This window comes from Micromonospora sp. NBC_00330 (genome assembly GCF_036136635.1).
Taxonomy (GTDB): Bacteria; Actinomycetota; Actinomycetes; order Mycobacteriales; family Micromonosporaceae; genus Micromonospora; species Micromonospora salmantinae.
The window spans coordinates 6,995,785-7,019,882 of record NZ_CP108012.1 but is presented as its reverse complement, the minus strand read 5'-3'; the positions used below and the strand labels follow the sequence as shown (position 1 = coordinate 7,019,882).

Below are 24,098 nucleotides of genomic sequence, written 5' to 3'. Positions count from 1 at the left end.
AACCGACCGGGGTGCGACCCAGAGTGCGCGTACTCAGGATCGGGTGTGCTCGTACACCCAGGTGGCGTAGTCGGGGTTGCCGCTCTCCACCCTGGACACCAGGATCTCCGGCACCTCGTACGGGTGGCTGACCCGGATCTGGTCCAGCAACGCGGTGAGCCGATCCGGTGCGGTCTTGAACTGCACCGACCACTCGGTGCTCGTCTCCATCCCGGACCGCCACCAGTAGGTGCTGTCCACCTGACCACCCACCTGGGCGCAGGCGGCGAGCCTGCCGGCGACGGCCGCAGCCGCCAGCACGTCGGCGACCGAACGCGCGTCCACCACCGTTGTCACCACGCAGATCTCGTCCACGCCCGCACCCTACGCGGACATCTACCGATTAGCGGCGATCCAGGCATCAATCTGCGCCCACCAATCGAAGAGCCAGTCGATGCGTTCCTGCCGTCCGGTCGGTACGTCCTCCGGCGGCACCGACCAGAACCTCATCACGATCCGCTTGTCCATCGGCAGTTCCCGCCACACGTCGGCGACGGTGAGCATCCGGTCCAGCCCGGTGTGGGCGACGAAGATGACACCGGCGTCCGGTGCGGCGTCCAGTGCGGCGAGCATCCCACCGGGCTGCGGGGCGAGCACGTGGCGCATCCGCTCGGCGCGCAGGGCCATCCTTTCCAGGCCGAGGGAGCGCAGCCGGGCGATGGCGCGCAGCCGTCGCACGGGGGTGAAGTTGCCGCCCTCGGGGAAGATCACGAACGCGTCGTTGTCGTCCAGGCCGGCGGCGAGGTGCCCGACCTGGCGTACCGTCTCCTCGCCGCGCTCCGGGGTCGGCGCGATGAACCGGTTGGGCAGCCGGTTGAGCAGCACGTCGATCGCCGGGTCCCACTGGAGGCTGTCCTTGAGGACGATCCGAGGCTCACGGTGGAACCAGTTGACCAGCCCGTGGATCAGGATGAACGAGTCGCCGGGCCCGGCGTGCCGGCAGAGCACCAGCTCGGGCCGGCCGGGCAGCGCCGTGTCCGGGTCGGTGCCCACCACGTCGATGCTCAGGCGCAGAGTCCAGCGTGCCTGCCAGAACAACACCCGCAGGAACCAGCCGGCCAGCACGTAGTGCGCTCGCTGGAAGGCCGGTGACCGGGCCCGCCAGCCGAAGCCGGAGACGACCCAGAGCAGGAAGAGCGCGAGCAGCGCGGCGGCGTCCCAGACCAGGTAGAAGCAGCCGATCCAGAGCAGTCGCAGCGGGCGCAACCGGCCCGGGACCAGCGGGGACGCGGCTGCGGCGAGCAGCGCCCAGATCGGCAACGTGGTGACCACGAGGAAGGCCAGCAGCACGACGGCGGGGGCGATCAGCAGCCGACGTAGCCACCGGGGAGGCAGCGGCATCAACGCTCCTGGTGGGTGGCGAGGTAGCGCCGGGAGGCGGTGTACGCGCGGCTGATCCGTCGTCCCACCGCCGCCATGTCCCGGTACGCCCACGGTGTGTCGTCGCGGGGGTTGAGCCCGCCGGTCGGCAGGACGTGCACCTCCACCCCCTCCGGCAGCGCCGCCAGCTCCCGGAAGAAGCGGTGCCGGCGGGAGATCTCGAACGCGACCTGCGCGATCTCCCACGGCCGACGGGGCGGGGTCAGCTCCCGTTCGATCCGACCCACCTGCAGGACGTAGATCCGGCGGGCGCCGACGGCCACCGCCTCGCCGATCGGGATGGAATTGACGATGCCGCCGTCCACGTAGTGCGCGCCATCGATCTCCATCGGCGGGAGCAGGCCCGGCACCGAGGCGGACGCCATCACCGCCGGCACCACCGGACCGCTGTCGAACCAGTGCTCGGCGGCCCGCTCGATGTGGGCGGCGCAGCACCGGAACGGCACCCGCAGGTCGGCGAAGGTGGTGTCCACCCCCAACTCGTTCTCGAGCAGGCGGCGCAGCGGCCGGGGCGAGTGCAGGTGGGTGCGGGCGGCGAAGCGGCGAAGTTGCCGGGCGACCGAGTCGCCGTACACCTCGCTCGCCTCCGGTGAGGCCCAGAGCCGGACCAGCCGGTCGGTCACCGCCTCGGACGGGTCGGCGGCGACCAGCGCGCCGTTGACCGCGCCGATCGAGGTGCCGAGGACCATGTCGGGTTGGATGCCGGCCCGGAACAGGGCACGCAACATGCCGACCTCGACCGCGCCGAGCACTCCCCCGCCGCCGAGCACGAACGCCACCGGTCCCCCCGCCATGTCTCTCATCCTGGCACGGGCCCGCCGCCGACCGGTGGGCCGCTGTCGACCGGCGGTCGGCGCGCGGCAGGCACCGTCCGTCGACGGCCGGTGGCGACGGCGTTGACAGGCAGGACGCATTCGCGCAACCTGATACCGCTCCCACCCCTGAGGCAGGTGCGATCGTTGAAGGCAGCGCTGCATCCGGGCCGATTGCTGGCTCGCAGATACCGACTTCTGGACCAGATCGGCGCCGGTGGCATGTCGGTCATCTGGCGTGCCCGGGACGAGGTCCTGGACCGGGTGGTCGCGCTCAAGGTGCTCGCACCGTCACTCGCCGCGGACGCGCGGTTCCGGGGGATGGTGCGCGAGGAGGCACGGGCCGCCGCCCAGTTGGTGCACCCGCACCTGACCTCGGTGCACGACTACGGCGAGACTGTCGACCCGGACGGCTCGATCACCTCGTTCGTGGTGATGGAGCTGCTCAGCGGCGAGGAGTTGAAGCTGCGGCTCACCGAGGGGCCGCTGCCGTGGACCGAGGCGGTGCAGGTGGGCGCGCAGGTCGCCGACGCGTTGGCCGCCGCACACCGGCTCGGCATCGTGCACCGGGACATCACCCCGGCCAACGTGATGATGACCGGGACGGGCGTCAAGGTGCTCGACTTCGGCATCGCCACCCGGATCGGCGCGCCCGACGAGGACGAGGACGGCGAGACCTTCGGCACCCCGGCGTACGTCGCGCCGGAACGCCTCGACGGTGCGCCGGCCCAACCGTCCACCGACGTGTACTCGCTCGGCGTGCTGCTGCACGAGGCGCTCACCGGCCGGGTCCCGTATCCGGCGGACACCTGGGAGCAGCTCAGCGCCGCGCTGGCCAGTGGTCCGCCGCCGACGCTGGCCGACCTACCGGACCTGCCCGCACCGGTGGCCCAGATCTGCCTGCGCAGTCTCGCCCGGAACCCGGCCGAGCGGCCGACCGCCCGGCAGGTCGCCACCGCGCTTCGCGACCACTCGCTGCCCGCCGAGCCCCCGACGGCGACCATCCGGGTGCCCACCCAACCCCTGCCACCACAGTCGCCGGTCGTCGGGACGGTCAGTGCCCCGGCGGAGGCGCGACTGGACGGAGACACCCCCGACGGCGCAGCCTCCTCCGGCGCGGGCGAGCCGGCGACCGGGTCGGGCTGGTCGCGACGGCGGCTGGTATTGCTGCTGGTGCTGGCCGTCGGGGTGACAGTGGCCGGGGTGACCCTGCTGCCCGAACAGCAGCCGACCCGCCGGGCTCAGCCGTCCGCAGGGCCGGCGACGACAGCGTCGACCGACCCGCCGGCCCCCGAGTCGTCCGCGCCGATCACGTCGACCCCGCCGACCGCGGCACCATCGACGAAGCCGACCACCGGAGCGCCCACCTCGAACCCGGGCACCCTCACGGAGGTCGCGAACCGGGTCGACGGGTTGATCGGCGCTGGGCTGAACGCCGGCGAGATCCGCGACGACGTGGCCCTTGACCTGCGCAACGAGCTGCGCAACCTGACAGTGGCGGTCAGCTCCGGCCGCGAAGAGCTGGCGCCGCCGGTGGCCCGGCTGCGCGCGAAGGTCGCCGTCCGTCTCGGTGAGGGCGGCATCAGCCCGGCGTACGCCTCTCGGCTCGACGCCGCCATCGCCGAGCTGGGCGCGACAGGGGCCTGACCCGGCGACACCGGTGGGTCAGCGCACCGGCACCCGGGCCGGTTCACGGACGTCGTGCCGGCCGAGAGCGAAGCGCCGATAGACCTCGGCGTAGCCGCTCGCCATCCGCTCGACCGAGAAGTTCCGGGCGATGTGCGCCACGCAGTCCTCCGGATCGAGTCGCTCCGCCGCGAGCAACGCCGCGGGTAGCTCCTCAGACCGCTCGACGACGAGCCCGGTCAGCCCCGGCCGCACCAGCTCCGGCACCGCACCCCGGTCGAGTGCCACCACCGGCGTGCCGGTGGCCATCGCCTCCAGCATCACCATGCCGAACGGCTCGTCCCACTGGATCGGCATGATCAGGCAGCGCGCGTCGACAAGCATCCGCAGCGTCGTCGCGCGGTCCGCGTTGAGCACGACTGTCACGTCCTTGTCGACCATCGGCGCGACGACCTGCTCGTAGTAGCGGCGCTCGGCCGGCTCGTTGCACTTGCCGGCCAACAGCAGGGGCAGTCCCGCCGCCCGGCATGCCCGGATGGCGGTGTCCGGGCCCTTGTCCGGGCTGAACCGGGCCAGCCACAGCACCGGCCCCGAGCCGGGCGTGTGCTTGCGCGGGAAACCGCGGATGTCGAGCGCGTTGTGCACGGTGCCGGCCCAGGGCAGGTTCGGGTTCAGCCGGCGCTGGGCGTGCGAGATGGCCACCAGCGCGACGCCCGCGTCGATGTCGCTCAGCACGTCGCCGTACTCCCCCACCGGGTTGCCGTGCACCGTCGCGACGGTGGGCACGGCCCGGCGGCCGGCGACCAGCGGACCGATGGTGGTGTGGTCGTGGATCACGTCGAAGTCGGCAGGGCTGATCAGCCGATTCACCCGGGCCAGGTGGGCCAGCTCGGGCAGTGACTCGCCGAGCCGCTCGTACTGGACCTCGGCCACCGTGGAGACGAAGCCGTCGGCCGCCGTGCCGTGGTCACCTCCGGCGCCGAACAGGGTCACCGAGTGCCCCTGCCCGCAGAGCGCGTCCACCAGGGCGGCGACGACCTGTTCAAGGCCGCCGTAGCCGGGCGGCGGTACGGACAACCACGGCGGAACCACCATCGCGATGCGCAGCGACCGCTCCTCGGGGCGGCCCGCAGGCGAGTGGTTCACGGCCACGAGTCCTCCCCGATGCTCCCCGGTGCGGCGGCACCGCCGGTCGGCCGCGGTTTCCCGGTGGCGTCCCAGGTAAACCGGACACGGCGGACGATCACCCGCCCACCAGGAGTTGGTCGTGGACCACCCGCACCCCGGGCGCGGACCACGCCACCCGCTCCACCTGATCGCGTTCCCACCAGGAACGGACCACGCCCGCGAGGACCAGCGTGTCGCCGTCCACCTCGACTGTCACCCGCTCGCCGCCGAGCGTGCGCAGCAGCGCCCGCTGGACGTCCCGCCGCAGCCGCTCGGCTGCCGGTGGCGCCGCGGGTCGTACCTCGATCAGGTTGGTGATCCCCCGTACGCCGTCGAGCCGGCGCACCTCGCCCTCGGCGGCCCGCCGCTGCCACCCGAACTCGACCTCACCGCGCAGCATCAGCCAGCCGTTGGCCACTGTCACGTCGAGCCGTTCGGCGGGCACGAAGCTGTCCCACTCCAAGGCGCGGGTGGCGGCGTTGGCGACCTCGGCGTCGGTACGCCCCGGAGTGCCGGGCAGCCGCACCTCCATCTCGTCGGCCACCGCCCGTACGCCGCGAACCCGCTGCGCGCACCGCGTCGCGGCCCAGCCGCGGGCGGCACCGTCCACGAATCCGGTCAGGGTGACCACGCCCTGGTCGACTGTCACCCCGATCTCGTTCGGTTGCAGCCGGGCGTCCCAGGCCAGCTCGGCCAGGACGTCGCGTTGGATCCGCTGGTCGTCGCGGACACCCACCACCTCGGTCATGGCACCCCACCCCCCGGTTCCGGTCGTCGCCCTCGAAACCTGCCGGGCGGACGGGTGACGGCGGTTCACCCGATCCGGGTGAACCGCCGTCCGGGCGGAAAGAAGCGGCGGGTGACGGAGCCGACCCCCTCGGCCCCGCCACCCGCCGCCGGAGGGAGGAAGCAGGAACAAATAGCTGGTTAGGACGTCTCGGCGAGCGTGACGGTCGCGGACTTCTCGACACCGTTGCGCTTGAACTGCACCTCGACGCGGTCGCCGACCTTGCCGGCCTGCACCGCGCCGACCAGGTCGTCCGAGTCGTTGACGGGCTTGTCCCCGAACCGGGTGACGACGTCGCCGCGCTGGAGGCCGGCCTTCTCCGCCGGGCTGCCCGGGGTGATCGACGCGACGAGGGCGCCGCCGCCCTCGGCCTGGTTGACGCCGACTCCGAGCGACGGGTGGCTGACCTTCTCGCCACGCTGGAGCTTGCCCGCGACGTCCTTGGCCTTGTTGCTGGGGATGGCGAACCCGACACCGATGTTGCCGGTGCTCTGCCCGGAGGTCGCGATGGCGGTGTTGACGCCGATCACCTCACCCCGGGTGTTGACCAGGGCGCCGCCGGAGTTGCCGGGGTTGATCGGGGCGTCCGTCTGGAGCAGGCCGGAGATCGAGCTGACCGGCTGGCCCTGCTGCTGGGTCGGGTCCTGCGGCTGACCCTCACCGGCCCGGATGGTGCGGTCCCGGGCGCTGAGGATGCCCGAGGTCACCGAACCCTGCAGACCGAGCGGGCTGCCCAGGGCGAGCACCTGGTCGCCGACCTGCATGGCGTCGCTGTCGCCGAACTTGGCCGGCTTGAGGTCGCTCACCCCGTTGGCCTTCACCACGGCCAGGTCGGTCTTCGGGTCGGTGCCGATGATCTTCGCGTCGGCGGTCTTGCCGTCGGCGAAGACCACGCGCACGGCGTCGCCGGCGGCGGACGCGACCACGTGGTTGTTCGTCAGCACGTACCCGTCGGCGCTGAGCACCACCCCGGAGCCCTCACCGCTGTCGGTGGTGATCGAGACGACGCTGTCCTGCACCGACGCGGCGATCTTCGGCAGGTCGGCGCCATTGATCACAGGAGCCGCGGAGTAGGTGCGGGTGATGCCGCCGCCGTCGCCGTCGAGGGCGAGCGCGAGCGCCCCACCGGCCACGCCGGAACCGAGCATCAGGGCGAACACCGCGACACCGGCACCGGCGAACTTGGCGATCCGACCCGGCCGGGGGCCGCTGCCGGGCGGCGCGACCTGCGGGCCCCACGGCGGGACCGGCTGGCCCGGGTGGTGCGGGTGCTGCCCGGGGTGCTGGGCGTGCTGCCCGGGGTGCTGCTGGTGCTGGGCGTACGGCATGCCCGGTTGGCCCCCGCCGGCCCAGCCGGACTGCTGGCCCGGGTACCACTGGGCACCGGGGTAGTGGCCGGCGGCCGGCTGCGGGTAGCCGGACTGGCCGGGCGCCGGGTGACCGGAGACCGGGTACGGCGGCGCGGACGCGGCGGCGGCCGGGCGCTCGTAGCCGGTCGACGGCTCGTACCCGGTCGGCGAAGCGGCGGCCGACTGGCCGACTGGCGCGACGGAACCGGGGTACCCGACCGGCGCGGCGGTCGGGGTGACGGCGGTGGCGTCCGCGTCACCGGTGGTGGAGGCGACCGTCGGGTCGCCGCCGGTCGAGACGACCGGTACGGGAGTGGTCGGGGAGTCGGACTGCACGCGCTCGTCGCGCGGCAGCTCGGCGGTGGGGTGCGACGGCTCGGCGTCGGTGGGGGCCGGCCGGCGCTGCGGGTCGGACTCGAACTCGGTCATGGCACTACCTTCTCCCTCCGCACTGCAATCAACCTGGAACCGTCCTGGAAGTTGGCTGAAAGTCACTCGCCCGCTCCGTCGACCTGCGGCAGCAGCGGCAGCCGAACCCGGAACGTGGCACCGCCACCGGGCGTCTCGGCCACCTCGACCGAGCCGTGGTGGGCGGCGACCAGCGCCGCCACGATCGCCAGGCCGAGGCCGGTGCCGGTGTTGCCGTCGGCCCGCCGGGTACGGGCCGCGTCGGCCCGGTAGAACCGCTCGAAGACGCGTTCCGCCTGCTCGGCCGAGAGGCCGGGGCCGGTGTCGGCCACCTCCACGACGGCGGAGCCACCCGGTTCGGCGCGCAGCCGTACCCGAACTTCGGCCTCTGGTGGGGTGTGGGTGAGCGCGTTGGTGACCAGGTTGCCGATCACCTGCCGCAGCCGCGCGTCGTCGGCCGAGACGACGAGCGGGCCGGATTCGGGCGCGATCTCCAGCTCGATCCGCCGGTCCGGTGCCATCGCCCGCGCCGCCTGCACCGCGTCGGAGGCGAGCACCGGCAGCTCCACCGGGGTCAGCGAGAGCGGCCGTTCCATGTCCAACCGGGCGAGCAGCAGCAGATCCTCCACCAGCAGCCCCATCCGGGCGGCCTCGTCCTCGATCCGGCGCAGCAGGCCGGCGGTCTGCTCCGGCGCACTTGCCGCACCCTGCCGGTACAGCTCGGCGAAGCCACGAATGGTGGTGAGCGGAGTCCGCAGCTCGTGCGAGGCGTCGGCGACGAACTGCCGCATCCGCTCCTCGGAGCGGATGGCCCGCGCCTCGGACGCCTGAGCGGCGGCGGCGGCATCCCGGGCGGCGCTCTCCGCCCACCGGGCCGAGGTCTCCGACGCGGCTCGGGCGGTGAACGCCGCCTCGATCTGGGTGAGCATCGCGTTCAGCGCACGGGAGAGCCGGCCCAGCTCCGAGGTTGGCTCGGCCTGGCCCTCCTCCGGGTCGGGCACCCGGCGGGTCAGGTCACCGCCGGCGATCGCGGCGGCGGTCTGTTCGATCTCGACGAGGGGTTTGAGGCTGGTCCGGACGATCGCCGCGCCGACCGAGGCCAGCATGATCAGCACTGCGCCACCGACCAGGAGGTCTATCCAGACGAGCTGCTTCACCGCCCGGTCCACCTCGGTCAGCGGCTGACCCACGGCCAGCACCGAGCCGTCCGGTTGAGCCGCGTAGTAGACCCGCCACCGGGTGAGTCGATCGTGTGAGACGACCGTGTGCGGCTCGCCCTCCGCCGCCTCGAAGTCCTTACGGCTGGCAGGAAACGTGGGCAGCTGCTCAGGGTTGAAGTTGCGCTTGTCGTACTGGGGGTCGTACACCCGCCGCTCGTCGGCCACGATCACGACGTAGTCGCTGGGCAGCACCGCGCCGACCTCACCGCTGCGCAGCTTCAGAAGAAGCACCTGGCCGAGGCCCTGGGCGGTCGACCGGACCTGCCCGTCGACCTGGCCCTCGAGGTAGTTGCGAAGGAAGTACGCGGTCAGCGAGCTGATCACCAGAAGCGCGACGGCGACCAGCGCGAGCACCGAGGTGACCAGCTTCACCCGCAACGGAACGCTGCGCACCCGCCCCTTCGCCTGCTGGACCGCGTTCACGCCGCCGGCTTGCGCAGGACGTACCCGACGCCGCGGAGGGTGTGGATCAGCCGGGGTTGGGTGGTGTCGACCTTGCGCCGCAGGTACGAGATGTAGGACTCGACGATGTTGTCGTCGCCCCGGAAGTCGTAGTTCCAGACGTGGTCGAGGATCTGCGCCTTGGACAGCACCCGGTTGGCGTTGAGCATCAGGTACCGCAGCAGCTTGAACTCGGTCGGCGAGAGCTGCACCCGCTGGCCGGCGCGGTGCACCTCGTGGGTCTCCTCGTCCAACTCCAGGTCGGCGAAGGTGAGCCGGGACGGGGCCTGCTCGCCGGTAGTGGTGCGGCGCAGCACGGCGCGGATCCGGGCGGTCAGCTCCTCCAGGCTGAACGGCTTCGTGACGTAGTCGTCGCCACCCAGGGTCAGCCCACGGATCTTGTCGTCGGTGGCGTCCCGGGCGGTCAGGAACACCACAGGGGTACGCGTGCCGCCCTCGCGGAGCATCCGGATGACCTCGAAGCCGTCCAGGTCGGGGAGCATCACGTCGAGTACCACCAGGTCGGGCCGGTGGTCCTTGGCGGCGTTGAGCGCCGCGCTTCCACTTGTCGCGGTGGCCACGTCGAAGCCCGCGAACCGCAGGCTCGCGGAGAGCAGTTCGAGGATGTTGGGGTCGTCCTCGACGACGAGCAGTCGCGCCTCGGTCTGGGTAGCGGGCATGCGCCCATCATCGGTGACGTCACTGCGCCGGCGCTGGACGCTTCCTGCAAAAAGGCTGTGAGTCGCCGACCGTCCGGCGGCGCCGGTCAGCGCAGCAGGCGACGCAGCCCGTCCAGGGCGCCGTCGAGCAGCCGGATCGCGGTGCGAAGCTGGGTGTCGCTGAACTGTCGGGCGCGCATCAGCCGGCCCACCTCGGCGGTGAACGCGGCCAGCCGCTTGTCGAGTTCGTCGAGCAGCTCGGCCTGCGGCCCGGCGGTCGACGCCGGCCGGGGCGGCGGTGCGGGCGCCTCCCAGCGGGCCCGCCGGGTCTGCCGGGTGGCCTCGCTCAACTCCCGTTTGAGGTCGCGTGCGGATCCGCGTACCTCGCTGCGGATCTCGCCGGCCAGGCTGGAGAGGTCCGCCACGGAGGCCGCGATGTCCGTTTCCAACGCGGTCAACTCATCGGCCCGCTGGCGCAGCTCCGCCCGGCCGGCGTCGGTGATGTCGTACGTCTTGCGGCCGCCGGCCGCGGTGTGGCTGACCAGACCCTCGACCTCCAGCCGTTGCAGGCGGGGGTAGATGGTGCCGGCGCTGGGCGCGTACAGCCCGAGGAAGCGGTCCTCCAGCAGGCGGATCAGCTCGTAGCCGTGCTTCGGGCCGTCGTCGAGGAGCTTGAGCAGGTAGAGCCGGAGCCGCCCGTGGCTGAACACGGCGGTCACGGCAGCTCCTCCCCATCGTCGTCGACGGCTCGGGCGAGCAGGGCGATGCTCCCCGAGGTCGCGGAAGCCCAGAGCTTACCGTCGCCGGCGCCGAGCACTCCCTCGCTGCTGGGCAGTGGGAACGTCGAGGTGCGCAGCTGCGGAAAGCCGCTGGTGATCCGGCCGGAGGCGGTGTTCAGCTGGACGGCGAGGTCGCTGTCCGCGCGGACCCGGACGGTGATGCTGCCCGAGATGGTGGTCAACCGGATCTCGCTGCGCCTCGGGTTGTCCAGGTCGCAGGTGATGGCGCCCGAGACGGTCTGTGCCCGTACCCGGTCGGCGGCGCTGTCGGCGAGGATCACCTCCCCGGAGACCGTCTCCACCGTGAGGTCGCCGCGGACGCCGAGAGCCTCCACCGGCCCCGAGGTGAGCTTCGCGGAGGTGCTGCCGCGCAGCCCCATCAGGGTGATCTGGCCGGCGACGACGTTGGCGGTGGTCTGCCGGCGCAGGCCGGAGGCGACCAGTGAGCCCGCGACCAGCCCCAGATCGGCGAGGACGTCGGCGGGCACTGCGACGGAGACGTCCACCCGGGGGTAGCGGTGGATCATCCGGAACCAGCGCAGGACGTCCGACCAGCCCCGCCCGCGCTCCTGACGGATGCTGAGCCGACCGTCGGTGTGGTCGATCAGGACCGGCCGACGGCCGACCTGGGTCACGTCGATCCGGGTCGGCCCGTCGGTGGCGACCACGTTGAGCCGCCCACTGATCAGTCGAACGTCCAGGCGGACGACCGGAGCGTCCAGTGTGAGCCGTTGTGGGCTCTCGACCGTCCATCCGGCCATGGCGTCCCCCTCTCGACGACGCGCGGGAGGCACGCCGAACAGGAGGAGACTGTAACGCGATACATCGCGACACCACAAGACAGGTCGCGAGTTGGTCGCCGGCTCGACGTGCCCCCTCAGGCCGCCAGGTCCAGCTCCCGATCGGCAAGCGGAGCCGGCACGGGAACGGCCCTGGTCACCGTCGGCACCGACAGCAGCCGGGCCCGCGCCACGGCACCCGCCGTCGGCACCAGGTGTACGGCCGACTCGGCGGCCCGGGCCAGCAACCGCCGGTCGGCGTCACGGGCCGGATGCAGCGCGGCGGCGATCGTCACCGAGACCACCAGCTCCCGCGCCGCGACCACCCGCGCCACCGAGCGCAACAGGGTGTCCGCACCGAGGAAGGCGGCTGCCGTGGTGGTCGACCCGGTGGCCGCACAGCTGTAGGTGAGCCGCAGCGGGACCACCGGGCTGCCCGTGTCGATGGCCGCCTGGAACGTGGCGGGTCGGAACCCACCGCCGGGGCGGCAGTCGGTGGCGCCGTTCCCGGCACACCACGTCGTACCCTCCGGGAAGACCGCAACCGACCGCCCGGCGCGCAGCGCGTCGGCGACCCGGGCGACGGTCCTCGGCAGCGCCAGCGGCCGGGCGCGGTCCACGAAGACGGTGCCCGCCGCCGCGGCCAGCAGACCGACCACCGGCCAGGAGCGGATCTCCCGTTTCGCCACCATCCGGGTGGGTGCGACCGCCAGCACCGCGAGGATGTCCAGCCAGGAGACGTGGTTCGCGACCAGCAGCGCGCGCCGCCGGGGCAACCGACCCCGGACCAGGAGGCGGACGCCGAAGGCGCGCGCGGTGGCCCGCGCCCAGCCGCTGAGCAGCGCCTGCCGTTCCCGAGTGGGGAGCACTGGCAGCAGCGCCACCACCGGGATCCCGGCCAGAAGCATGCCGAGCGCGGCGACCAGCCGGAGCACCCGGCGGGCCACCGGCACCGTGGGCACCTCGCCGGTCGCCGGCAGGCAGTTGTCGTCGCAGCCCGAACAGGGCCGCCACAGGTCGCGCGGCACGGCGGTCACCGCTGCTCACCGCCGAGGAAATGCCGCAGGTAGCGCGGGTTCATCCGGTCCAGGGAGAAGAGGACGTAGAAGTCCGCGCACCCGAAGTCGCTGTCGTACGACGGCTCGCCGCAGATCCACGCGCCGAGCCGGAGGTAACCACGCAGCAGCGGCGGAACCGTCACGCGACCGGCCGGGGCGGCGGCGACCGGGCCGGCGGCAGCCGCCTCGGTGAACCAGGGCCGCAACGGGCGGACCCGCAGCGGCGGCGGCGACAGGTGCCGGGCCCGGGCCTGGGTCCAGACCTCGGCCACCGTCCGCCCGCCGTCGGCCACCGGCACCGACGCGCAGCCGCCGAGCCAGCGGGAGCCGCGCAGGTGCAGGTACCGGATGATGCCGGCCCACATCAGGTTGATCACCGCGCCGGAGCGGTGGTCCGGGTGCACGCACGACCGGCCCGCCTCGACCAGGTCGTCGCGGAGCGGGTCGAGCGGCCTCAGGTCGAACTCGTCCTCGGCGTAGCGCCGGGTGGTACGCCCCGGCGGCAGCAGCCGGTACGTGCCGACCACCTCGCCGGTGCTGTCCTCGCGGACGATCAGGTGGTCGCAGTACGCGTCGAAGGGGTCCACGTCCAACCCGGCCTCGCCGGGAAGGAGGGTGGCGCCGAGCTCGGTGGCGAACACCTCGTGGCGCAGGCGTTGCGCGGCCGCGACCTGGGTGGGGTCGTCGGCGATCAGCAGGGTGTATCCGCTGGTCTTCAGGGGTGCGCCAGCGGCATGCAGAACGGCCATGGGATCTGTGTAGGTGCCCGGGTTGCCATCCACGGGGACCACCGGTGTCGATCGGATGAACGCCGGCAGGCGAGACCGCTAGCGACGCCCGCCGTGGACCGTGCGAGGCTGCCGGACCAGGCCGGCGAAGGCGCCGACCCGCACCACCGGAGGTCGACGATGCGCATCGAAACCCGCTACAACGGGCCCGCCGGTTCCGGCAACGGCGGCTGGAGCGCGGGGATCTTCGCCGCCGAGGCGGGCGGCAGCGGGCCGGTCGAGGTGACACTGCGTCGGCCACCGCCGCTGGAGACCGAGCTGACGCTGGTCGACGGCGAGGTCCGGGACCCAGCCGGCGAGCTGGTGGCCGAGGTGCGCCCGGCCGAGGTGATCGATGCCGTCGTACCCCCTGTCGACCTGGAGACGGCGGTGGCCGCCGCGACCCGCTACCCCGGCCTGGTCGAGCATCCGTTCCCCAGCTGTTACGTCTGTGGGCCGCAGCGGGCCGACGGGCTGCGGATCTTCCCCGGCCGGCTGCCCGACGGCCGGACCGCCGCGCCGTTCCGCGCGCCCGCTCAGGTCAGCGCGGCCACGGTCTGGGCCGCGCTGGACTGCCCCGGCGGTTGGGCGGTGCTCGCGCCGGGCCGCCCGTACCTGCTGGGTCGGATCGCCGCAGCGGTCGCGGCGCTGCCCGGGCCGGGCGACGAGTGCGTGGTGACCGGGGAGTTGCTGCGCGTCGATGGGCGCAAGGCGCTCGTGCACACCAGCCTGTACGGCCCGGACGGGTCGTTGCTCGGCGCGGCGCGGGCAACCTGGATCGCCCGCTGACCCAGGGCCGTAGTCCGCAGGGATGAGTCGCGTCCGCCCCGCGACGGAGGCAAACGTAGCGACCGCGCCTGATTGACCTTGTTGCCACGGGCCGTCACGCTGTGCCACGGCGTACCTCGACGCCACACACGGGAGGAGAACGATGACTGACGGGCAGCGAAGCCCCACCAGCGACGGTCAGATCGTGGTGTCCGGTCTGACGAAGCAGTACAAGAACGTCCGGGCGGTGAACAACCTGTCCTTCACAGTGGCGCCGGGACGGGTGACCGGCTTCCTCGGCCCGAACGGCGCAGGCAAGACCACCACGCTGCGCATGCTGCTGAATCTGGTCACGCCCACCGCCGGCACGGCCACCATCAGCGGCCAGCGGTACGCCGACCTCGCCAACCCGCTGCGGCAGGTCGGCGCGGTGCTGGAGGCGTCCAGCGCGCACAAGGGCCGCACCGGCATCAACCACCTCCGGGTCATCTGCGCGGCGGCCGGGCTGCCCAAGCAGCGGGCCGACGAGGCGCTGGCCCTGGTCGGGCTGACCCCGGCGGCGAAGCGCAAGTTCAAGGGTTACTCGCTGGGCATGAAGCAGCGGCTCGGCATCGCCGCCGCGATGCTCGGTGACCCCCGCGTGCTGATCCTCGACGAGCCGGCCAACGGGCTGGACCCGGAGGGCATCCGGTGGATGCGTGGGTTCCTCAAGAACCTCGCCCACGAGGGTCGTACGGTGCTGGTCTCCAGCCACCTGCTGTCGGAGATGCAGCTCCTCGCCGACGACGTGGTGATCATCGCGGCCGGGCAGTTGGTCCGGCAGGGTCCGGTCGACCAGGTGCTCGGGTCGATGGCCCAGGGCGCCCGGGTCCGGGTCCGCACCCCGCAGGCCGAGGCGTTGACCGCCGCCCTCAAGGCGCAGTCGGCGACCATCGAGACCGACGAGCAGGGTGTGCTGCTGGTCGGCGGGGTGGACGCCCCGACGATCGGCCGGTCCGCCCTCGCGGCCGGGGTCGAGCTGCACGAACTGACCACCGAACGGCCCGATCTGGAACGGGTCTTCCTGGAGCTGACGGCCGGAAAGGCGGGCATCCGATGAACCTGGTCCGATCCGAGCTACTCAAGATCCGTACCACCAGCACCTGGTGGTGGCTGGCCCTCGGCGCGTTCCTCTCGATCGCCCTGGCGTTCGCGATCAACGCGTGGCTGTTGGTCACGACGCTCGGCGGCGACGCCGAAGAGATCGGCGTCAGCGCCGAGCAGGCGACCGCGCCGGCGCAGGCGGCGAACCTCTACACCTCGGGCCAGTACCTCGGGCTGATGTTCGTGATGCTCATCGGCATCCTGATGGTCACCAACGAGTTCTTCCACCAGACCGCGACCACGACGTTCCTGACGACTCCCCGGCGAACGTCGGTCATCGTCAGCAAGCTCGTCGCGGCCAGCCTGCTCGGCTTCATGTTCTGGCTGGCGACCACGCTCATCGACCTGGCCGCCGGCGCGATCTTCCTGTCCGCGAACGACTACGGCACTCAGCTCGGTGAGTGGCCGGTGCAGCGGGCGCTGTTGTTCAACCTGCTGGCCTACGCCATCTGGACGATCCTCGGGGTGGGCATCGGCACGCTGATCACCAACCAGCTCGGTGCGGTGATCACGGCGGCGGTGCTCTATCTGATCGGCACCCAGGTGGTGGGTCTGCTGTTCCTGCTCCTGTCGAACGTGCTCGACAGCCAGGCGGTGCTCAAGTGGCAGGTGGTCTGGCCCGCTGTGGCGTCCCAGGTCATGATCACGGAGGGCACCTCGGAGTTCACACCGTCCTGGTGGGTCGGGGCCCTGGTGCTGATCGGCTACGCGCTGGTCAGCGGAATCGCCGGAATCCTGCTCACCCGGCGGCGCGACATCGCCTGATGGCCTCTGCGGCCCCGGGGCGGCGACCACACGCTGGCCGCCCCGGGGCCGGGGCGTCACCCGCGGCGACCGGCCGAGTGGTATCAGTTCGACACGGTGCGCGCAGGCGTTGCTGAACTTCTGGCATCTTCTGTGAAACCGGCCACGGGACCGAGGCGGAAATGCCTGCGGGATCGGTACGGCGTAGCCTGGGAGCCGTCTAGTCCGTGCTCCTAATCGGGCGCGACGGACCCACCGCGTGCCACACAAACCCGCGTGAAAGAGGCGATTACCGGCCGTGTCGACCCAGCAGACTTCGCAGGAGAACCCACTGGCGGGTTTCGGCCCGAATGAGTGGATCGTCGAGGAGATGTACCAGCGCTACCTCGCCGACCCATCGAGCGTCGATTCGGCCTGGCACGACTTCTTCGCCGACTACCGACCGGCACCGGGCGCGGGCACCCCGCGCGGCGCCGAATCGTCTGACAAGCCGGCCGCCGCCCCGGAGCCGGACGGTCAGCCGGAGGCAGCCGCCACCGTCGCCCAGCCGAGCGCCCCGGCCAAGCCCGCTACCGCGAGCAAGCCGGCCGCCGCCCAACCGGCGCCGGCCAAGCCCGCCGCTCCGGCCACGAAGGCCACCCCGGGGAAGACCGCCCCGGAGAAGAGCGCGCCCGAGAAGACCGCGCCGGCCAAGCCGGCCGCCAAGGCCGCCGCGCCGAGTGCCGACGGCCCGCAGACCACGCCCTTGCGGGGCGTCGCGGCGAAGATCGTCCAGAACATGGACGCCTCGCTGAGCGTGCCCACCGCTACCAGCGTGCGCGCGGTCCCGGCCAAGCTGCTGGTGGACAACCGCATCGTGATCAACAACCACCTCGCCCGTGGGCGGGGCGGCAAGGTCAGCTTCACCCACCTGGTCGGCTACGCGATGGTGCGCGCGCTGGTCCAGCACCCCGAGATGAACAACTCCTTCACCGAGGCCAACGGCAAGCCGGCGGTGCTCCGCCCGGCACACGTCAACCTCGGCATCGCGATCGACCTCGCCAAGCCGGACGGCAGCCGCAACCTGGTGGTCCCCTCCATCAAGGGCTGCGAGCAGATGGACTTCCGGCAGTTCTGGCAGGCGTACGAGGACGTGGTCCGACGGGCGCGGCGCAACGAGCTGACCATGGAGGACTACTCCGGCACCACGATCTCGCTGACCAACCCGGGTGGCATCGGCACCGTGCACTCGATGCCGCGGCTCATGCAGGGGCAGAGCGCGATCATCGGCGTCGGCGCGATGGAGTACCCGGCGCCCTACCAGGGGATGTCCGAGGCCACCCTGGCCGAGCTGGCGGTCAGCAAGATCATCACGCTGACCAGCACGTACGACCACCGGATCATCCAGGGCGCGCAGTCCGGCGAGTTCCTCAAGGTGATGCACGAGCTGATCCTGGGCGAGCACGGCTTCTACGACCAGATCTTCACCGCGCTGCGCATCCCGTACGAGCCGGTGCGCTGGATGCGCGATGTCGCTGTCAACTCCGAGGGTCAGATCAACAAGACCGCCCGGGTGCACGAGCTGATCCACGCGTACCGGGTGCGCGGTCACCTGATGGCCGACACGGACCCGCTGGAATTCAAGATCCGCAAGCACCCCGACCTGGACGTCCTCCAGCACGGGCTCACCCTGTGGGACCTGGACCGCGAGTTCCCGGTCAACGGCTTCGCCGGCCGGCAGCGGATGAAGCTGCGCGAGATCCTCGGCGTGCTGCGCGACTCGTACTGCCGCCGGGTCGGCATCGAGTACATGCACATCCAGGACCCGGAGGAGCGGCGCTGGGTCCAGGAACGGATCGAGCGCAAGTACGAGAAGCCGTCCGCCGACGAGCAGAAGCACGTGCTCAACCGGCTCAACGCCGCCGAGGCGTTCGAGACCTTCCTCCAGACGAAGTACGTCGGCCAGAAGCGCTTCTCGCTGGAGGGCGGCGAGTCGCTGATCCCGCTGCTCGGTGAGGTGCTGGAGTCCTCCGCCGAGAACGGGCTGGACGAGGTCGTCATCGGCATGGCCCACCGGGGTCGGCTCAACGTGCTGGCGAACATCGTCGGCAAGCCGTACGAGAAGATCTTCTCGGAGTTCGAGGGTCACCTGGACCCGCGCTCGACGCAGGGCTCCGGCGACGTGAAGTACCACCTGGGTCAGAACGGCAAGTTCACCACCCCCGACGGCGAGCACGCGGTCAAGGTGTCGGTGGTGGCCAACCCGTCGCACCTGGAGGCCGTCGACCCGGTGCTGGAGGGCATCGTCCGGGCCAAGCAGGACCGGATCGACCTCAAGCTGGAGGGCTACACAGTGCTGCCGCTGGCGGTGCACGGTGACGCCGCCTTCGCCGGGCAGGGCGTGGTCGCCGAGACGCTCAACCTGTCCCAGCTGCGCGGCTACCGCACCGGCGGCACCGTGCACGTCGTGGTGAACAACCAGGTCGGCTTCACCACCGCCCCGGAGTACAGCCGGTCCAGCCTCTACAGCACCGACGTGGCCCGGATGATCCAGGCGCCGATCTTCCACGTCAACGGCGACGACCCGGAGGCAGTGGTCCGGGTGGCCCGGCTGGCCTTCGAATACCGGCAGACGTTCAACAAGGACGTCGTGATCGACATGGTCTGCTACCGCCGGCGCGGGCACAACGAGGGCGACGACCCGTCGATGTCCAACCCCCAGATGTACAAGATCATTGACTCGAAGCGCTCGGTCCGCAAGCTCTACACCGAGGAGCTGATCGGTCGCGGTGACATCACCGTGGAGGACGCGGAGGAGCTGCTGCGCGACTACCAGGCGCAGCTGGAGAAGGTCTTCAAGGCCACCCGGGACGCCGCCTCGGCACCGCGCCAGCTCAACCGGCCGCGCCGCGAGGAGGAGCCGGAGCCCCAGGTCGACACCGCCACCGACGCGTCGGTGGTCAAGGCCGTCGGCGAGGCGCACATCAACCTGCCGGAGGGCTTCACCCCGCACAAGCGGATCCAGCAGCTGCTGGACCGGCGGGCCAAGATGTCCGTCGAAGGCAACATCGACTGGGGCTTCGGCGAGATCATCGCGCTCGGGGCGCTGCTGCACGACGGGGTCACCGTCCGGCTCGCCGGGCAGGACTCTCGTCGCGGCACGTTCGTCCAGCGGCACGCCTCCGTCGTCGACTCCCGCACCGGCGACGACTACCTGCCGCTGAAGTCGCTCACCGGCGACGGTGACCGCTCCCGGTTCTTCGTGCACGACTCGCTGCTCAGCGAGTACGCGGCGATGGGCTTCGAGTACGGCTACTCGGTGGAGAACATCAACGCCCTCGTCGCCTGGGAGGCCCAGTTCGGCGACTTCGTCAACGGCGCCCAGTCGGTGATCGACGAGTTCATCTCGTCCGGTGAGGTGAAGTGGGGCCAGCGCTCCGCCATCACCCTGCTGCTGCCGCACGGCCACGAGGGTCAGGGCCCGGACCACACCTCCGGCCGGCCGGAGCGGTTCCTGCAGATGTGCGCCGAGGACAACATGCGGGTGTCCATCCCGACGACCCCGGCGAACTACTTCCACCTGCTGCGCCGCCAGGCCCTGTCGCCCAAGCGCAAGCCGCTGGTGGTGTTCACGCCGAAGTCGCTGCTGCGGCACAAGCTCTGCGTCTCGTCGGTGGAGGATTTCACCACCGGCACCTTCCAGCCGGTGCTGCGCGACACGGCCGCCCCGGCGCCGGAGGCGGTGAAGCGGGTGCTGCTCTGCTCCGGCAAGGTCTACTACGACCTGTTCCAGGCCCGGCAGGAGCGCGGCGTCACCGACACCGCGATCCTCCGGCTGGAGCAGCTGTACCCGCTGCCGGTGGAGGAGATCCGGTCCGCCCTCGCGCAGTTCCCGAACGCGGAGGACTTCGCCTGGGTGCAGGAGGAGCCGGCCAACCAGGGTGGCTGGTCGTTCGTCGCGCTCAACCTGCTGGAGCACCTCACCGACGTTCGGCTGCGGCGGATCTCCCGCCCGGCCGCGGCCGCCCCGGCGGTCGGCTCGGCCAAGACCCACGAGGTCGAGCAGAACGCGCTGATCGAGGCGGCTCTCCCCCGCCCGTGACCTGACCTGAGCACGGAAGCCGGGGCAGGGCCGTTTTCACAGCGGTCCTGCCCCGGCTCTCGTAGGTCCCGCCGGCTCGCCCGCCGGCCGGCCGGCCGACCATCCACCCAGCACCCGCCCGGCCGCCCTAGCCGGACCGGGCCGAGCACAAGGACGTACCCATGTACTTCACCGACCGTGGCATCGAGGAGCTGGTCGAGCGCCGGGGCGAAGAGCAGGTCACGCTGGAGTGGCTAGGCGAGCGCCTGCGCGACTTCGTCGACCTCAACCCCGACTTCGAAACCCCCATCGAGCGCCTGGCCACTTACCTAGCTCGCCTAGACGACCCCGACGACGAAGACGCCTAACCCCGTTCCGCACCCGGTGATCAAGAAGTTTCGGTCACGATGGGGGCCGGAGCTGACGCAAACTTCTTGATCAACGGGCAGGGGGTGGGAACGTGGCTCGGAGTGTCTACCTCACCAGCGTGGGGTCCGGCGGGGGCAAGTCGACGATTGCCCTCGGGTTGGCGGAGTTGCTGTCCCGCCAGGTCGGGCGGATCGGCGTGTTCCGGCCGTTGGTGGCCGACACCGGCCAGGACCCGATCCTCGCCCTGCTGAGCGAGCGCTACCGGGTCGAGGTGCCGCTGTCCGAACTGGCCGGCGCGAGCTACGCCGAGGCTTCGGCGCTGGTCGCCGACGGCCGACGGGAGCAGCTCATCTCCGCCATCGTCGAGCGCTACCGGGCGGTGGAGCGGCAGTGCCCGGCTGTGGTGGTGGTGGGCAGTGACTTCGACGAGCCGGGCGACCCGGCCCACCCCCGGGAACTGGCCTTCAACGCCCGGCTGGCCACCGAGTTCGGCAGCGTGGTGGTGCCGGTCGTGGACGGCTTCGGGCAGGAGCCGGCGGCGGTCGCGTCGGCGATGCGGGGGGCGTACCACGATCTGGCCGACCTCGGCGCGACTGTGCTCGCGGTGATCGCCAACCGGGTGACCGAGCCGATGACGCTGCCTGAGCTGCCGGTCCCCGCGTACGCCATCCCGGAGGTGCCGAGCGTGTCCGCGCCGACGGTGGCCGAGGTGGCGGCGGCGCTCGGCGCCACCCTGCTGGCCGGGGACGACGCCGCCCTCGGTCGCGACGTGCTGGACTTCGTGGTCGGCGCGGCGCACGTGCCGACACTGCTGGGCCACCTCACCGAGGGCGCCCTGGTGATCACCCCCGGGGATCGGGCCGACCTGCTCGTCGCCGCGAGCGCCGCGCACGTGGCCGGGCAGGTGTCGGTGGCTGGGCTGGTGCTCACCCTCGGCGAGCAGCCCGACCCGAGGGTCATGCGTCTGGTGGAGGGGCTCAACACCGGGTTGGCAGTGCTATCCGTGCGCACCGACAGCTACGACACGGTGGCCGCGTCCAGTCGCATCGAGGGCCGGCCCAGCGCGACCAATCCCCGCAAGGTGGAGGCCGCGCTCGGCGCGTTCGAGCGCTGTGTGGACACCGACGACCTGGCCCGTCGGCTGCGGGTCAGCCGGTCGACGCGGGTCACGCCACTGATGTTCGAGAACGAGCTGATCGACCGTGCCCGCTCGAAACCCCGGCACCTCGTGTTGCCGGAGGGCACCGACGAGCGGATCCTGCGCGCGGCGGAGATCCTGCTACGGCGTGGAGTGGCCGAGCTGACGGTGCTCGGCCGGCCGGACGACATCGCCCGACGCACCCGGGAGCTGGGCATCGACCTCGGCGACGTGCAGGTGGTCGACCCGGGCGCCAGCGAGTGGCGCGACGACTTCGCCGCCGAATACACCCGGATGCGCGCCCACCGGGGCGTCACCGCCGAGCTGGCCCACGACATCGTCGCGCAGCCCAACTACTTCGGCACGCTGATGGTGGCCACCGGCCGCGCCGACGGCATGGTCTCCGGCGCTACGCACACCACCGCCGCGACCATCCGGCCGGCGTTCGAGATCATCCGTACGCTGCCGGACGTCTCGGTGGCCTCCAGCGTCTTCTTCATGTTGCTCGCCGACCGGGTGCTGGTCTACGGCGACTGCGCTGTCAACCGCGACCCGGACGCGGCCCAGCTCGCCGACATCGCGATCTCGTCGGCCGACACCGCCGCACGGTTCGGCATCGAACCCCGCGTGGCCATGCTGTCGTACTCGACCGGCAGCTCCGGCGCGGGCGCCGACGTGGAGAAGGTCGCCGCGGCCACCGCGCTGGTCCGGGAGCGCCGGCCCGACCTGCTGGTCGAGGGGCCCATCCAGTACGACGCGGCGATCGACCCGGCAGTGGCGGCCACGAAGCTGCCCGACAGCCCCGTCGCAGGGCACGCCACGGTCTTCATCTTCCCGGACCTGAACACCGGCAACAACACGTACAAGGCGGTGCAGCGCTCGGCCGGGGCGGTCGCCGTCGGCCCGGTCATGCAGGGCCTGCGGCGGCCGGTGAACGACCTGTCGCGGGGCGCCACGGTGCCGGACATCGTCAACACCGTGGCGATCACCGCCATCCAGGCGGCCACCGAGGAGGCGTCGTGAGTCGGGTACTGGTGCTCAACTGCGGTTCGTCGTCGGTGAAGTGGCGCCGCTACGACGGTGAGCGGGCACTCGACCACGGCACCGTCGAGCGGATCGGTGAGCCCGGTGGCGGCCCGGCGGACCACGCCGAGGCGGTCCGGCAGATCCTGGACGGGCTGGACCTGACCGGGCTGACGGCGGTCGGACACCGGGTGGTGCACGGTGGCCGGACGTTCAGCGCGCCGGTACTCGTCGACGACGCGGTGCTGGCCGCGATCAAGAATCTGGTGCCACTCGCCCCACTGCACAACCCGGCCAACCTGGCCGGCATCGAGGTGGCCCGCGCGGCGCTGCCGGACGTCCCACAGGTCGCCGTCTTCGACACCGCGTTCCACCACACCCTGCCGGAGGCCGCCGCGACGTACGCGATCGACCGAGAAACCGCCGAGCGGTACGACATCCGCCGGTACGGCTTTCACGGCACGTCACACGCGTACGTGTCCCGGCGCACCGCAGAGCTGCTGGGCCGCCCGTACGAGCAGGTCAACACGATCACCCTGCACCTGGGCAACGGGGCCAGCGCCTGCGCGGTGGCGAACGGTCGCAGCATCGCCACCTCGATGGGCATGTCCCCGTTGCAGGGGCTGGTGATGGGCACCCGCAGCGGCGACGTGGACCCGACCGTGATCTTCCACCTGCGCCGCGAGGGCGGGCTGTCGGTGGACGACATCGACGACCTGCTCAACCACCGCAGCGGCCTGCTCGGGCTGACCGGCGCCAACGACATGCGCGAGGTGCTCGAACGCCGGGCGGCCGGTGACCGGGCGGCAGCGCTGGCCTTCGACGTGTACTGCCGGCGCATCACCGAGTACGTCGGGGCTTACTACGCGCTGCTCGGTCGGGTCGACGCGATCACCTTCACCGCCGGGGTCGGCGAGCACGCCGCGCCGGTGCGAGCCGCCGCGCTGGCCGGCCTGGGCCGGCTCGGCATCACTGTGGACGACGCCCGCAACGACGGCGAGGGCGACCGGTTGATCTCGCCCGACGGCGCCGAGGTCAGCGTCTGCGTCATCCGCACCGACGAGGAGCGGGAAATTGCCCGGCAGACCCGGGACGTGGTCGGGGCGGCCTGACGCCACTGAGGCGCGCACCCCCGGGAGGCCCGAGGGTGCGCGCGAGTCGGTGGAGCACGTTCAGTGCGGGCGCCAGCCAGGCGACTCGATCGGCGAGACGCCAGCCAGACGACTCGATCAGCCGGTCGCCAGCCAGGTGACGAGTGCCACCAGCACCACGACGACCACTGCCGCACCGATGATGAGCGGCAGGCGGGACGGGGCCTCCGTCGGCGCCGCAACCTCCGGCGTCTGGTTGAAGGCGCGGAACGCCTCGGTGTTGCCGCTGGGGTCCGTGTAGTTCTCAGGCATGCCGGTGACCCTAGCGAAGCTGGTCACGCGGCACCGTCCCCGGACCGCGGCGTCCCAGGGGTGGACCCGGCCGGCGGAGGTGACCCGACCGGGTGGCGGGCGCACCCGAGCCGGACGGCGGGGCCGCTACGCCCGCCCGGGCACCTACCGTGGAACGATGGGGGCGGGCCGGCTGATGG

21 protein-coding genes are annotated in these 24,098 nt (G+C 72.0%); 8 read left to right on the top strand and 13 right to left on the bottom strand.

All coding sequences use genetic code 11. The features are described from left to right. Positions 1–33: 33 nt before the first annotated feature. The 3 genes from cutA to OG598_RS32105 are packed head-to-tail and all read right to left on the bottom strand — an operon-like array spanning position 34 to position 2,213. Positions 34–354, bottom strand: coding sequence for a divalent-cation tolerance protein CutA (gene cutA / locus OG598_RS32115; protein WP_091406014.1), 321 nt, complete (start codon positions 352–354; stop codon positions 34–36). Positions 355–375: 21 nt separating this feature from the next. Further along, positions 376–1,380, bottom strand: coding sequence for a 1-acyl-sn-glycerol-3-phosphate acyltransferase (locus OG598_RS32110; protein ID WP_328652304.1), 1,005 nt, complete (start codon positions 1,378–1,380; stop codon positions 376–378). Then, positions 1,380–2,213, bottom strand: a complete 834-nt coding sequence (locus tag OG598_RS32105; RefSeq protein ID WP_145789337.1) for a patatin-like phospholipase family protein — start codon at positions 2,211–2,213, stop codon at positions 1,380–1,382. Before OG598_RS32105 ends, OG598_RS32110 begins: the two co-directional genes overlap by 1 nt. A 165-nt stretch (positions 2,214–2,378) precedes the next feature. Between OG598_RS32105 and OG598_RS32100 the strand changes: the two genes are divergently transcribed. Next, positions 2,379–3,878: a protein kinase domain-containing protein gene (locus OG598_RS32100; protein WP_442931425.1), complete on the top strand. Its 1,500-nt coding sequence runs from the start codon at positions 2,379–2,381 to the stop codon at positions 3,876–3,878. Positions 3,879–3,896: 18 nt separating this feature from the next. On the opposite strand, the gene OG598_RS32095 is transcribed toward OG598_RS32100, so the two are convergent. The 9 genes from OG598_RS32095 to OG598_RS32055 form a co-directional block, all read right to left on the bottom strand. Further along, positions 3,897–4,952: a glycosyltransferase family 4 protein gene (locus tag OG598_RS32095; RefSeq protein WP_328655496.1), complete on the bottom strand. Its 1,056-nt coding sequence runs from the start codon at positions 4,950–4,952 to the stop codon at positions 3,897–3,899. Positions 4,953–5,100: 148 nt separating this feature from the next. Continuing rightward, the gene (locus OG598_RS32090) at positions 5,101–5,772 is read right to left on the bottom strand and encodes a BON domain-containing protein (protein ID WP_210785378.1); all 672 of its coding nucleotides are present in this window, start codon (positions 5,770–5,772) and stop codon (positions 5,101–5,103) included. A gap of 179 nt (positions 5,773–5,951) precedes the next feature. Further along, positions 5,952–7,589, bottom strand: coding sequence for a trypsin-like peptidase domain-containing protein (locus OG598_RS32085; protein WP_328652302.1), 1,638 nt, complete (start codon positions 7,587–7,589; stop codon positions 5,952–5,954). Between the two features lie 62 nt (positions 7,590–7,651). Then, positions 7,652–9,211: a sensor histidine kinase gene (locus OG598_RS32080; RefSeq protein WP_328652301.1), complete on the bottom strand. Its 1,560-nt coding sequence runs from the start codon at positions 9,209–9,211 to the stop codon at positions 7,652–7,654. Next, positions 9,208–9,909: a response regulator transcription factor gene (locus OG598_RS32075; protein WP_030336721.1), complete on the bottom strand. Its 702-nt coding sequence runs from the start codon at positions 9,907–9,909 to the stop codon at positions 9,208–9,210. Before OG598_RS32075 ends, OG598_RS32080 begins: the two co-directional genes overlap by 4 nt. Before the next feature lie 86 nt (positions 9,910–9,995). After that, a complete protein-coding gene (locus OG598_RS32070) occupies positions 9,996–10,607 on the bottom strand; it encodes a PadR family transcriptional regulator (RefSeq protein WP_328652300.1) in 612 nt (203 codons plus the stop codon). Continuing rightward, positions 10,604–11,428: a DUF4097 family beta strand repeat-containing protein gene (locus OG598_RS32065; protein ID WP_328652299.1), complete on the bottom strand. Its 825-nt coding sequence runs from the start codon at positions 11,426–11,428 to the stop codon at positions 10,604–10,606. Before OG598_RS32065 ends, OG598_RS32070 begins: the two co-directional genes overlap by 4 nt. Before the next feature lie 116 nt (positions 11,429–11,544). Then, entirely contained in the window at positions 11,545–12,483 is a 939-nt protein-coding gene (locus OG598_RS32060; protein WP_328652298.1) for a lysophospholipid acyltransferase family protein, read from the bottom strand. Then, positions 12,480–13,253: a GNAT family N-acetyltransferase gene (locus OG598_RS32055; RefSeq protein WP_328652297.1), complete on the bottom strand. Its 774-nt coding sequence runs from the start codon at positions 13,251–13,253 to the stop codon at positions 12,480–12,482. Before OG598_RS32055 ends, OG598_RS32060 begins: the two co-directional genes overlap by 4 nt. 159 nt (positions 13,254–13,412) lie before the next feature. Between OG598_RS32055 and OG598_RS32050 the strand changes: the two genes are divergently transcribed. From OG598_RS32050 to OG598_RS32020, 7 genes are all read left to right on the top strand, one after another. After that, entirely contained in the window at positions 13,413–14,060 is a 648-nt protein-coding gene (locus OG598_RS32050; protein WP_328652296.1) for a hypothetical protein, read from the top strand. A 142-nt stretch (positions 14,061–14,202) separates the two neighbouring features. After that, positions 14,203–15,138 carry an ABC transporter ATP-binding protein gene (locus OG598_RS32045; protein WP_112737578.1) on the top strand — a complete coding sequence of 312 codons (936 nt, stop codon included), beginning with the start codon at positions 14,203–14,205 and terminating at the stop codon, positions 15,136–15,138. Further along, positions 15,135–15,947, top strand: a complete 813-nt coding sequence (locus OG598_RS32040; RefSeq protein ID WP_196929680.1) for an ABC transporter permease — start codon at positions 15,135–15,137, stop codon at positions 15,945–15,947. Before OG598_RS32045 ends, OG598_RS32040 begins: the two co-directional genes overlap by 4 nt. A 277-nt stretch (positions 15,948–16,224) precedes the next feature. After that, positions 16,225–20,007 carry a multifunctional oxoglutarate decarboxylase/oxoglutarate dehydrogenase thiamine pyrophosphate-binding subunit/dihydrolipoyllysine-residue succinyltransferase subunit gene (locus tag OG598_RS32035; protein WP_328652295.1) on the top strand — a complete coding sequence of 1,261 codons (3,783 nt, stop codon included), beginning with the start codon at positions 16,225–16,227 and terminating at the stop codon, positions 20,005–20,007. 161 nt (positions 20,008–20,168) lie between these two features. Then, complete coding sequence (locus OG598_RS32030) at positions 20,169–20,354, top strand: DUF6104 family protein (RefSeq protein WP_030490374.1); 186 nt, start codon at positions 20,169–20,171, stop codon at positions 20,352–20,354. Between the two features lie 92 nt (positions 20,355–20,446). Then, complete coding sequence (gene pta / locus OG598_RS32025) at positions 20,447–22,516, top strand: phosphate acetyltransferase (RefSeq protein WP_328652294.1); 2,070 nt, start codon at positions 20,447–20,449, stop codon at positions 22,514–22,516. Next, complete coding sequence (locus tag OG598_RS32020) at positions 22,513–23,628, top strand: acetate/propionate family kinase (protein ID WP_328652293.1); 1,116 nt, start codon at positions 22,513–22,515, stop codon at positions 23,626–23,628. Before pta ends, OG598_RS32020 begins: the two co-directional genes overlap by 4 nt. A gap of 117 nt (positions 23,629–23,745) precedes the next feature. Here OG598_RS32020 and OG598_RS32015 read toward each other — a convergent pair whose 3' ends face one another. Continuing rightward, the gene (locus tag OG598_RS32015) at positions 23,746–23,919 is read right to left on the bottom strand and encodes a hypothetical protein (protein ID WP_328652292.1); all 174 of its coding nucleotides are present in this window, start codon (positions 23,917–23,919) and stop codon (positions 23,746–23,748) included. Between the last annotated feature and the right edge of the window lie 179 nt (positions 23,920–24,098).